The organism is Rhodanobacter terrae (assembly GCF_042657005.1).
Lineage (GTDB): Bacteria > Pseudomonadota > Gammaproteobacteria > Xanthomonadales > Rhodanobacteraceae > Rhodanobacter > Rhodanobacter terrae.
Genome location: NZ_JBHSNG010000008.1, coordinates 64,057 through 76,226, shown reverse-complemented (window position 1 = coordinate 76,226; position 12,170 = coordinate 64,057). Strand labels below are relative to the sequence as shown.

Annotated in this window: 4 protein-coding genes and 1 pseudogene; 4 read left to right on the top strand and 1 reads right to left on the bottom strand. The window is 67.6% G+C overall.

All coding sequences use genetic code 11. The features are described 5' to 3' along the window. The first annotated feature begins 59 nt into the window (after positions 1-59). From glk to ACFPPB_RS09645, 4 genes and pseudogenes are all read left to right on the top strand, one after another. The gene (gene glk, locus ACFPPB_RS09660; protein ID WP_377326552.1) at positions 60-1,130 is read left to right on the top strand and encodes a glucokinase; all 1,071 of its coding nucleotides are present in this window, start codon (positions 60-62) and stop codon (positions 1,128-1,130) included. Positions 1,131-1,234: 104 nt separating this feature from the next. Next, positions 1,235-4,156 carry a TonB-dependent receptor gene (locus ACFPPB_RS09655; protein WP_377326551.1) on the top strand — a complete coding sequence of 974 codons (2,922 nt, stop codon included), beginning with the start codon at positions 1,235-1,237 and terminating at the stop codon, positions 4,154-4,156. A 144-nt stretch (positions 4,157-4,300) separates the two neighbouring features. Further along, positions 4,301-6,610, top strand: a complete 2,310-nt coding sequence (locus tag ACFPPB_RS09650; protein WP_377326550.1) for a beta-N-acetylhexosaminidase — start codon at positions 4,301-4,303, stop codon at positions 6,608-6,610. 58 nt (positions 6,611-6,668) lie between these two features. Then, positions 6,669-7,392: pseudogene (locus ACFPPB_RS09645) on the top strand (heparan-alpha-glucosaminide N-acetyltransferase domain-containing protein). 130 nt (positions 7,393-7,522) lie between these two features. Here ACFPPB_RS09645 and ACFPPB_RS09640 read toward each other — a convergent pair. After that, positions 7,523-11,995, bottom strand: a complete 4,473-nt coding sequence (locus ACFPPB_RS09640; protein WP_377326549.1) for a DEAD/DEAH box helicase — start codon at positions 11,993-11,995, stop codon at positions 7,523-7,525. Between the last annotated feature and the right edge of the window lie 175 nt (positions 11,996-12,170).

The following is a 12,170-nucleotide window of genomic DNA, read 5'->3' as shown; positions in this document are numbered from 1 at the left end:
GGTCGGCGGCGAATCATCGACGCATCGAACCGGAGGTTGCCGGCCACGGGGAGGGTGGAGTGGGGGAAGTCGCCAACCAGCGTCATGCAGCGGAACCGTCGGCAGCGTTGGCTGCTGCATCGGGGTCCGGCGAGCCGTTCCTGGCCGCCGACGTCGGTGGTACGCATGCGCGCATCGGCCTGGTCGTCCGCAATACGGCGGGGAAGCATCCGGTCAGCGTGCTGCACTACCACCGTTACAGCTGCGCCGACTGGACCGGCCTCACCGCGATGCTGCGGGATTTCGTCGAGCAGCTGGCCCGCACGCCGCACGCGGCGGCGCAGGGCCAGATTCGCCAGTGCGCGGTGGCCTGCGCCGGCTACGTGCTGGACGACGCCATCGTCAACGAGAATCTGCCGTGGCCGGTGTCGATCCGGGAGATCCGCGACGGCCTCGGCATCAGCCGGCTGGCGGTGATCAACGATTTCGAGGCGGTCGCCTACGCCACCCAGTTCATCGAGCCCGGCGAAACGCGGTCGATCATCGAAGCCTCCCCGTCCGCCGTCGGCGGCCCGGTGCTGGTGATGGGGCCGGGTACCGGACTGGGCTCGGCGGTGCTGCTGCCGCGACAGCCGCGTGCGCAGGTGCTGGCCACCGAGGCCGGACAGATTTCGCTGGCGCCGGGCAATGAGCGCGAGATCGAGATCCTGCGCGTGTTCCGCCGCGATCGCCCGCATGTGTCGTTCGAGGACGCGCTGTCCGGTCCAGGCCTGCTCAAGCTCTATCGCGCGCTGTGCGAATTGCGCGGTGGCGCTGCACGGCTGCTGACGCCGGCCGAGATCACCGGTGCCGCGTTGGCCGGCGGGGATGCCGCCGCGGTGGAAACGCTGGAAGTGTTCTGCGGCCTGCTCGGCAGCTTCGTCGGCGATCTGGTGCTGCTGTACGGCGCCCGCGGCGGGGTCTACCTGGCCGGCGGCATCCTGCCGCAGATCCAGCCGTTGCTGCTGGCCAGCAGTTTCGCCGAACGCTACTTCAACAAGGGCGTGATGCGCGCCTATCTGCAACAGGTTCCGGTACGACTGCTCGAGCACGGCCAGCTTGGTGTCATTGGCGCCGCAGGCTGGTTCCTGGATGAGCGGCAGGGAGAGTGAGTTGAGCACCATCCAGTGACACGGCGCCAAGCCAGCCGCAACACAAGTCCATGGCCGTCGCCACGACGGCTCTGATTCAAGCCAGCCTCTGAGGGGAGGACATCATGAATTATCGCAAGACACTACTAGCCGCCAGCATCATCACCGGTCTGTGCATATCCGGTGCGGTGTTTGCGCAGGACAACAGTCAGGCCGCGACCGGCAGCGACCAGGCCAAACAGGACCAACCCAAGGCCAAGACCAAGGCCAAGACCAACGCCACGACTCTGAACACCGTGATCGTCACCGGCATCCGCAACAGCGAACAGCTCTCGCTCGATACCAAGCAGGCTGCCGACTCGCACGTCGAGGTGGTATCCGCCGTGGACATCGGCAAACTGCCGGCCAAGAACGTGGCCGACACCATCGGCCAGCTGCCCGGCGTGAACATCGCCGATGCCGCCGGCGCCGAAGGCGGTTTTGACGAGGCCGATCGCGCCAGCATCCGCGGCAGCGCGCCGTCGCTCGCCCTGACCACGGTCAACGGCCATGCCCTCGCCTCGGGCGACTGGTTCGTGGTTGGCGGAGGCGGCACCCGTAGCGTGAGCTATTCCATGCTGCCGTCGGAAATCGTCAGCCAGGTAGTGGTGCACAAGACTTCCGAGGCCAGCTTGCTCGAAGGCGGTGCGGCCGGTTCCATCGACATCATCACCCGCAAGCCGCTGGAATTCGGCAAGCCGTTTTCCGCCGAGGCCAGCGTGGGTGGCGCGTACGCCGATCTTCCGGGGACCACCAAGCCGCAGTTCAATGGGCTGGTCAACTGGAAGAACGATGACAATACGTTCGGCGTCATGCTGCAGGGCTTCTATGAAGAGCGCAGCCTGCAGCGCGACGGCCAGGAAATGCTCGGCTACTCGTATATCCCGGCGGGTTCGGCGGTGGCCCAGCAACTGGGCCTGACCGACAAGGGCAATGGCAGCACCGGCGTGTTCTATCCCAACCTGCCGGGCGCCGCGCTGTTCACACAGGAGCGCAAGCGCAAGGGCGGCTCGATCGACGTGGAGTGGAAGCCGCTCGACAACCTGACGCTGAACCTCGATGGCTTCTACTCCAAGATGGATGCCACCGACTACAACCGCAACTACATGTTGCGCACCCGGGATCGCCTGCCGGGCGACACGCTGACCAGCTATACGATCAGCGGCAATGTGCTCACCAGCGCAGGGATAGCGGCGCAGCCCGGCGTGTCGCAGGGCATCTACGACATGATCTCGCGTCCGGGCGAGAGCGAATCCAGTTCGTACCTCACGCTGGACGCCGACTGGCGGGCCACCAGCAACCTCGACTTCAAGTTCCAGGGCGGCGTTACCCGGGGCACGGGCAATACCCCGACCCAGGACGTGATGGAGATGGACACGGGCTTCGGCCAAGCCGGCGGTTACTCGCTGAATGGTCTCGGCAAGCCGGCCAACTGGACGCTGGGCGGAACCAACAACGCGTTCGATCCGGCGACTGCCGGTCTCGACTGGATCTTCGGCGAGCAGGACGTCCACGTGATCGACAAGGCGCACTGGTTCCAGGCCGACGGCGAATTCGACTTCGACGGCGACGGCCCGCTCTCCTCGCTGCAGTTCGGCGCGCGATACGACAAGCATACGCACGACAGCCCGACGGATGTCGCCCAGGGTCCCAACTGGGCGTCGGCCGTACAGTTCGGTACCGGTTCCACCATCTACCCGGCCAGTGGCGGCAACTACCCCGGCAGCTTCGCCAGTGATCTTGGCGTGGGCCAGATGCCATCCAATATCTGGTACTGGACGCCCGCGCAGCTGAAGGCACTGAATGACGCTTATGCCAATCGGAAGGTGACTGGCGACACCAGCTCGCGCCTCTATCCGAACGGCATCTACTCCATGACGGAGAAGAACACCGCGGCCTACATGCAGGCCAACTTCACCGGTTCCAACTGGAGCGGCAATGTCGGCGTTCGCTACGTATCCACCAACGAGAACGTCGGCTATACCAGTCCTTCCATCCTGGAATCCAGTTACAGCGGGCCGTACCTCAATTCGGCGTTCTATCCCGCCGGCTGGTACATGAACCATTACAAGGCCCACTACGGCAAGCTGCTGCCGAGCTTCAACCTGAAGTTCAATCTGAACGAGGATGGCAGCCTGCTGGCCCGTTTCGCGGCCTCGCAGACGCTGACCCGGCAGGATTATGGCCAGCTGGCCGGTTTCGTGAGCCTGACCGACCCGCAGACAGCCGGCGCCCTGGGTTCCGGCAGTGGCCCCAATCCCTACCTGAAGCCGCTCATCTCGACCAACTTCGATGCATCGCTGGAGTGGTATTTCTCGAAGCGCGGCCTGCTGTCGGCCAGCGTGTACGAGATGGACATGCACGATTACTACGACTACGGCGCGGTCACCCGCACCTATCTCAACAACTACCTGACCTACGGCGTGAGCAATCCGTCGCACACGCCGGTCTACAGCAATTATCTGGTCAGCGTGCCGGTCAACGTCAACGGCACCCTCAAGGGCGTGGAGTTGAACTACGTCCAGCCGATCGGCGACCACTTCGGCACGCAGGTCAACTACACCTACAGCAACGGCCACTCGTCGGGCGGCACGTACCTCTACAATGCCGATGGCACGTTGGCAAACAACGTGGCGGCAGGCAGCCGCCCATTGTTCGGCACCTCCAAGAGCACGGCCAACCTGTCCGCCTTCTACGAAGACAGTCGCTGGAACGCGCGTATCAACTACACCTACCGCTCCGCGTTCTACGACGGCATGATGAGCAACTCGGGTGCGGGCATGCCGCTGCTGCCGTACTGGCAGGCGGGCACGGGCTACCTGTCGTTCTCGGCAGGCTACACGCTCAACGACCACGTGAGCTTCTCGTTCGACGCGATGAACCTCAACAACCCGACGCTGCGCTACTACATCAAGGGTTCGCAGGCCGGCCTGGGCTTCAGCAAGGCCCCGGAAGCGTTCTACACGAACGGTCGCCAGTACTACCTCAGCGTGAACTTCAAGTTCTGATCCGAAGCCGCATCTCCGCGCGCCAGGGACGGCGCGCACAATTTTCCCCCTTCCGGGCCCGAACACACGTTTGCGGGCCCGTTTTTTTGGCGTTGGGCAACCGCCGTGCATGGCATGATCCGGCGCTGGCGACGGAGAAAACCGATGATCCGCCGATGCTCGTTCCTGCTGTTCTGCCTGCTGGTGCTGTCGCCGCTGCACGCGGCGCCTGCCGCCACTGTGCCGTCGTTGATTCCGTTGCCGAGCCAGATCAGCCTCGCCAGCGGCGAGTTCCGGCTCGACGCCCGCACGCCGATCGTGGTCGCCGGGCCAGACCGCGCCACTCGCCGCACGGCGCACTGGCTGGCCGATCGATTGACCCACACCCGCGGCCTGCATCTTTCGGTGCGGCAAGGTGGCGCCACGTCGGGCGCCATCGTTTTGCAGCGCGATCCGCGTGCGCCGGTAGAGCGCCGCGAAGGCTATGCGCTGGATGTCACGCCCGACGGCATCCGCATCACCGCGCGCGACGATGCCGGGCTGTTCTACGGCGCGGTGACCTTGTGGCAATTGCTCACCCCGGACGCGCAACACGGCGCGCTGCAGCTGCCGGCTCTGCATATCCGCGACCAGCCGCGTTTCGCCTGGCGCGGGCTGATGCTCGATTCCGCGCGGCACTTCCAGAGCGTGGCCGAGATCGAGCAATTGCTGAATCAGATGGCCGAGCACAAGCTCAACATGTTCCATTGGCATCTCACCGACGACCAGGGCTGGCGCATCCGGATCAAGCGCTATCCCGAACTCACCCGCATCGGCGCGTGGCGCACGCCGCCCGATGCCGGACACGACGGCGAGCCGCAGCGTTACGGCGGTTTCTATACGCAGGACGACATCCGCCGCGTCGTCGCCTACGCCGCCGCGCGCTACATCACGGTGGTGCCGGAGATCGACATGCCGGGCCATGCGCAGGCGGTGGTGGCGGCGTATCCGCAGTTCGGCGTCACCGGCCGGCGTCCGCCGGTGTCGGTGGACTGGGGCGTCAATCCGTACCTCTACAACGTCGACGACGCCACCTTCCGATTCATCACCCATGTGCTGGACGAGGTGATGGCGCTGTTCCCCTCGAAGTACATCCATGTGGGCGGCGACGAAGCGGTCAAGGACCAGTGGCAGGCCTCGCCGGCAGTGCAGGCGAAGATGCATGCGCTGGGCCTGAAGGACGAAGATGCGCTGCAAGGCTGGCTGATCGACCGCGTCGGCCGCTACCTCGACGCCCACGGGCGCCGGCTGGTCGGCTGGGACGAGATCCTCGACGGCGGCGTGCCGGCCGATGCCACGGTGATGTCGTGGCGCGGAACGAAAGGCGCGATCAAGGCGGCGCAGCAAGGGCACGACGTGGTGCTGTCGCCCGCGCCGGACCTGTATTTCGACCAGCTGCAGAGCGACCGCATCGACGAAACCGCCGGACGCATGCCGGTGCGCGACCTCGCCAGCGTCTACGCGTTCGAGCCGGTGCCGAAGGAGCTCGACGCGGCGCAGGCGCGACACGTGCTGGGCGCGCAGGCGAATGCATGGACCGAGCACATGCCGACGATGCAGCACGTCGAGCACGCGGTGTTCCCCCGCCTCGCAGCGCTGAGCGAGGTGGACTGGTCGCCGGCGGCGTCGCGCGACTGGAACAGTTTCACCCGCCGGCTGCCGGCGCAGTTCGCGCGCTATCGCGCCCAAGGCATCGCCTACGCCGACAGCGCGTTCGCGGTGGATATCGCGCTGGACCGCAATGCGGCGCTGGTAAGCGGCACCGCGCAGGTCACATTGTCCAACCAGGCCGGCAGCGGCGCCCTCCACTACACGCTGGACGGCAGCGTGCCGGGGCGCGACTCGCCGCAGTACCAGGCACCGCTGACGGTGAAGTTGCCCGCCACGGTGCGCGCGGTGACCCTGGCCGCCGACGGCAGCACGCTTGCCGCGCCCCGCCAGCGCGCGCTCTCGCGAGCGGATCTGCTGAGCGTCAGCGGCCACCAGATGCCGAACTGTCCGGGCAGCGATTTCCGCCTGCGCGTGCAGCCATTGCCCGACGCCACCTCGCTGGCGCCGGTGTACAGCACCAACCTGTTCAACAGCTGCCAGCTGTATCCGGCCACGCCGATGGACGGCCTGGCGACGATCCATGTCGATGCCGTGCGGCTAGAACGGAACTACGCGCTGGCGCATGAGGCGAAGCTGGTGGTGTCGCATCCGCACACCACGCCGTTCGGCGAGCTGGTGGTGCATCTGGATCGATGCGGCGGGCCGGTGCTGGCGAGCATGCCGTTGCCCGATCCGGCGCACAGTGCCCGAAAATTCGAACTCCATGCGGCGTTGCCGGCGCAGCATGGGCAACATGCGTTGTGCCTGCTCTACACCGCGCCCATCGACGGTCCGCTATACGCGCTGGACCGCGTCGCGCTGCTGCCGGAAGGAGTGGCGCCGTGAACCCCCGACGCGCCGGCTCGCCTCGCGCGATGCGCTGCGTGGCTGCACCGTGGCGCCGATGCCGCCGGTCAACGACCCGGGCGACTGGAGTCACGTCTACTGGCCGCTCGAGCACGCGACGTGGAACGGCTGCACGCCGACCGACCTGGTGTTTCCGTTCTTTCCGTTCGCGGTCGGCGTGTCGGTGGTGCTGGCGATCCTGCCGCGGCTGGAACATGGCGCCGATCGCGCGGCGCTGACGCGTGCCGCATCGATACGTGCCCTGCGCATCGCCGGCCTCGGCGTGCTGATCAACGTGCTTGCGTGGTGGTGGATGCCCGGCGCGCACCTGCGCTTTCCCGGCGTGCTGCACCGGATCGGCGTGTGCTACGGGGGCGTTGCGCTGTTCGCGCTCTACGCCAGGCCGCGCACCCAGTGGGTCGCGGTCGCTGTGGCTGCCGTTCAACAAGAATCTGTGGACGTCGTCGTTCGTGTTGTGGACGGCAGGCTGGGCCGCGCTGGCGCTGCTGGCGTTCCATCTGCCGATCGACCGGCGCGGCTGGCCGGCATGGGGACGGCGCTTCGGCGTCAATGCGATCGCCGCGTATGCCGGTTCCGAACTGATGCAGATCCTGCTGCCGGGACTGGGGCAGGGCTGGCTTTATCGACACCTGTCTGCCAGCTGGATGATGCCGCGGTTCGGCCCCTACGTCCCGTCACTGGCCCTCGCGGTGGTATTCGTGGCGGTGTGGTGGCTGATCGTGCGGGCCATGGATCGCCGACGCATCCGCCTCAAACTCTAACTGCCCCGCGCTCTTGTAGGAGCGGCTTCAGCCGCGATGCTTCTGGCGACAATCCCGCCACACGACCAAAAACGTCGCGACTGAAGTCGCTCCCACCAATTGATGTCCTGGTGCTTCGCGGTGCCGGCACTCAGCGGCCCCCGCCTGCCGCCGCCGCGGCTTCCGGCAACGACGGTGGATAGCGCAGCAAGGCGTGTCTCGCCAACTGGGCGTCGGCGGCGGACAGATCGATCAGCGGCGTGACCTTGCCGCCGATCAGCGCGGCAATCGCCGCACCGTCGCGATACAGCACGCGCGAGCCGGCCAGCGCCGGCACCTTGTCGCCGACCAGCACCGTGCCGACCAGGTTCAGCGGATCGCAACCGCTGAGGCAGACGAGTTCGCCGTCGTCGGCGCGCTGGCGGACCGCACGCAGCGGCGCGATCGCCTCGGGCAGGGCGAACTGTTCGCCGACCAGGCCCTCGACGAAGCGCCCGCCGCGGATCTCGCCGCGCGCCTCCAGCCGGTGATAGACGCGCAGCAGTTCGCGCCACGACGGCAGCCAAGGCGCCTCGCGCTCAAGCAGCTTCCAGAACACCACGCCGTAACGGCGCAACAGGGTGCGGGCAATGTGTTCGATCGTCTCGGGATCTACCGGGCTGCCACCTTTAGTTGCGGGGACGACAGCGCCCTTTGTTGCGATCCGTGCCAACGCCCAGCGCCCTGCGTCCTCGATGCCGCCGAGCTGGTGCCGGCGCAGGCGCCGGTGGCGGCCGCCGTCGCGCTTCGCCGCGGGCAGCAGCAGGGCGCGCAGGCCGGCGAAGCTGTCGGAGCTGACCCGGCCGGCGGCGACCAGTTCGCCCAGCGCGTCCTCCAGTTCGGTGCGCAGCAACCGGGTGGCATCCAGCAGCTCGTCGAAGAACAAGGCGCCCTGTTCGCGCAGCGCATCGGCGACGGCCTGCGCGCGCGACGACAGCAGGATTTCCTGCGCATCGTCACCCGCGGAAACAGACGTCCATACGGCCATGTCGCGGCGCGGAAGAAGCACGATCGGCGTGCCGCGCAACGGTCCGCCGCCACCACCGCTGCCGGCGCGCAGGCGACTCCAGCCGATCCGCCCGGCGCGGCACAGCTCGTCCAGCCAGCTGATCGAATAATCGTCGATGCGCGCCGGCAGGACTTCCGACTCCCAGGCGCCGGCCGCCGCCTCGTAGCCTTCCAGCTGCGCCAGCGTGGCGACCAGGGCATCCGGCCCGCTCAGCCTTGTGGCCGCCGACACGTGCTGCCAGTCGAACAGGAAGCGCATCAGCGCGCGCCGGCTGACCGGCTCGATCTCGCGGCGCAGGCGGCCGATGGTGTAGCGATGGATGCGCGCCAGCAGATGCCGCTCGCACCATTCCGTGTCGACGGCATCGGCCGTAAAACGGCCCTGCATCACGTAGCCTTCGGACTGCAGCCGGGTCAGTGCGGCTTCGATCTCGCCGCGCCCGACCGACATCGACTGCGCCAGCGCCGCCACGGTGACCGGGCCGAGTCCGCCCAGGCGATGGCGCACCAGTTCCAGCAAGGCATCCTCGCGTGTCCATGTTTGCAAGGCGTATTCGACGGGTGCGGCGATCGGCGGATGCATCGAGGCTGCAGGATGCAGCGCCTGCCACAGCGGCAGCTTTTCGGCGGAGGTCCAGACGCTGGATTTCCCTGTAGGAGCGGCCTCGGCCGCGATGCTCTGCGCGGCAGTGGTCAAAGGCATCGCGGCCGAGGCCGCTCCTACAGGGTCGATCGCGAGCAAGGTGGCGCGCTTCGCTGTCGCCAGCGCCTGCAGCCGCTCGTTCCAGCCAGTGTTGGCATCGACTTCCGCCGCGGTGACAAAACCCAGCAACGTCAGCGCCTCGTGCATCTCGTCCGCGTCGCGCACCTGCGGCCACGCCTCTTCGCGCACCGCGGCGATCGCGTCGGGATCGAGCCGGCCCAGGTCGTCGGCGCTGTCGGCCTCGTTCCAGCGGCGTGTCTGCACGGCCTGGGTGCGGCGTTCCTCCAGGGGTGCGTCGTCGAGGAACGCATACGGCGCCGCGTTCAGCACTTCGGCGGCGAGTGGGCTGGGCGCGGTGAGATCGCGCGCCACGATGGCGATCTCGCCGCCTTCGAGCTTGCGCAGGATCCGCAGCAGGCCATCCACGTCCATCGCCTCGCGCAGGCAGTCGTGCATGGTCTGGTTGACCAGCGGATGATCGGGCACCTCGCGCTCGCCCACGATGTTCTCCAGGCAGGCGACCTGATCGGGGAACACTGCGGCGAGCAGGTCCTCGCTCTTCATCCGCTGCAGCGGCGGCGGGGTCTTCTTGCCGCCGGTGAAACGCGGCAGCGCCAGCGCCGTCACCGCGTTCCAGCGCCAGCGCGCGGGGAATAGCGGCGCGTCCAGCAGCGCCTGGATCAGCACGTGTTCGGCGGTGTTCGAGTGCAGGTAATGCGCGACCTCCTCCAGCGGGAAACTGTGGCTGGTCGAAAGCGACAGCACGATCGCGTCCTCGGTCGCCGCCGCCTGCAGCTCGAAGTTGAACTGGCGGCAGAAGCGCTTGCGCAGCGCCAGCCCCCACGCGCGGTTGATGCGGCTGCCCCACGGCGTGTGGATCACCAGCTGGGTGCCGCCGGATTCGTCGAAGAAGCGTTCCAGCACCAGCGTGTGCTGGCTGGGCAGCACGCCGAGCGCGGCCTTCGCGCGGGCCAGGTAGTCGACCAGCTGCTGCGCGGCCGCCAAGTCCAGGCCGATTGCGTCGTGCAGCCACGCCATCGCCGACGGTATCCCGCCCGCGTCGAGTTGGGCGGAGATTTCATCGCGCAGGCGCGACACGCCGAACGACAGCTCATTGCTGCGCCCAGGCGCCTCGCCCAGCCAGAACGGAATGCTGGGCGGCGCGCCACGCGCGTCTTCCACCCGCAGCCGGTCGCGTTCGACGCGCTGGATGCGGTAGCTGGTGTTGCCGAGCTGGAAGATGTCGCCGGCCATGCTCTCGACCGCGAAATCCTCGTTGACCGTGCCCACGATGATGGCCTGCGGTTCCAGCACCACCTTGTAGTCGGCGGTGTCGGGAATGGTGCCGCCGGAGGTCAGCGCGGTGAGCCGGGCACCGCGCCGCGCACGCAGCTGGCGGTTCACTGCGTCGCGGTGGATGTATGCCGCACGGGCGCCGCGGCGGGTGGTGAATCCTTCGGCCAGCATGCGCACCACTGCGTCGAAACTGGCGCGCGCCAGCTCGCGGTACGGATAGGCGCCGCGCACCAGAGCGTACAGGGCATCCTCGTCCCATTCCCGGCAGGCGACCTCGGCCACGATCTGCTGTGCCAGCACGTCCAGCGGTTGCGGCGGCATGATCAGCGCGTCGAGTTCGCCGCGGCGCACGCAATCGAGCAAGGCGGTGCATTCGATCAGGTCGTCGCGCGTGGCGGGGAACAGTCGCGCCTTCGGCGTGCCGTCGATGCTGTGGCCGGAACGGCCGGCGCGCTGCAGGAACGCGGCGATCGAGCGCGGCGAGCCGAGCTGGCAGACCAGGTCGACTTCACCGATGTCGATGCCAAGCTCCAGCGACGCCGTCGCCACCAGCACCGACAGCTCGCCGCGCTTGAGCCGCTGCTCCGCATCCAGTCGCTGCTCCTTGGCCAGGCTGCCGTGGTGGGCCGCCACGGCTTCCTTGCCCAGCCGTTCGGACAGATGCCGCGCGGCGCGCTCGGCCATCCGCCGCGTGTTGACGAAGACCAGGGTGGTGCGATGCGCCTGCACCAGTTGCGCGAGCCGGTTGTAGACCAGCTCCCAGCTGCCGTTCGACATCACCGCTTCCAGCGGCACCGGAGGCACCTCGATCGCGAGGTCGCGCGGACGCGTGTGTCCCGTATTTATGATGGTGACGTCGCTTCTCGCGTTCGCCTCTTCTCCCCAAAGGGGAGAGGGAGCAGGACCGCCGACCAGAAAGTCGGCGACCATATCAATGGGCTTCTGCGTTGCCGACAGCCCGATCCGCAGCAAGCGTCGCTGGCATAGCGACTCCAGCCGCTCCAGCGACAGCGCCAGGTGCGAGCCCCGCTTGCTGCCGGCGATGGCGTGGATCTCGTCCACGATCACCGTACGCGTTCCGGCCAGCATCGCGCGGCCGGAGTCCGAGCCGAGCAGCACGTACAGCGACTCCGGCGTGGTCACCAGGATGTGCGGCGGCTGCTTGCGCAGCAGGTTGCGTTCCACTTGCGGCGTGTCGCCGGTGCGCACCGCGGTGCGGATCGCCACGTCGGGCAGGCCGAGCTTCTCCAGCTCGGCGCGGATGCCTTCCAGCGGCGCTTCCAGATTGATGTGGATGTCGTTCGACAAGGCTTTCAGCGGCGACACGTAGACCACCGTGGTGGCATCGGCCAGTACGCCGCCGTGGGCCACGCCTTCGCGCACCAGCGCGTCGATCGCGGCGAGGAACGCGGTCAGCGTCTTGCCCGAGCCGGTCGGTGCGGCGACCAAGGTGTGGTTGCCGGCGTGGATCGACGGCCACGCGGCCGCCTGCGCCGTGGTGGGTGCCGGGAAGGCATGGCGAAACCAGGCGGCGACGGCCGGATGGAAATCGTCCAGCGGGCTTGGATCCAGACGCATCGGTGGCTGCCCGTGCGGCGGCGGAGAAAAGTTCACCCGATCATATATGGGGACCGTCCGCGATCCGTGCAATCCGTCATCGAATCGGCCGTCGAAAGTCGTCTTTCTGTCGATGCAAGCGCCATTCCGACATGTCAATATTCGGGCTCGGCTGGCGCAGGTCAGGGGCCCCCAT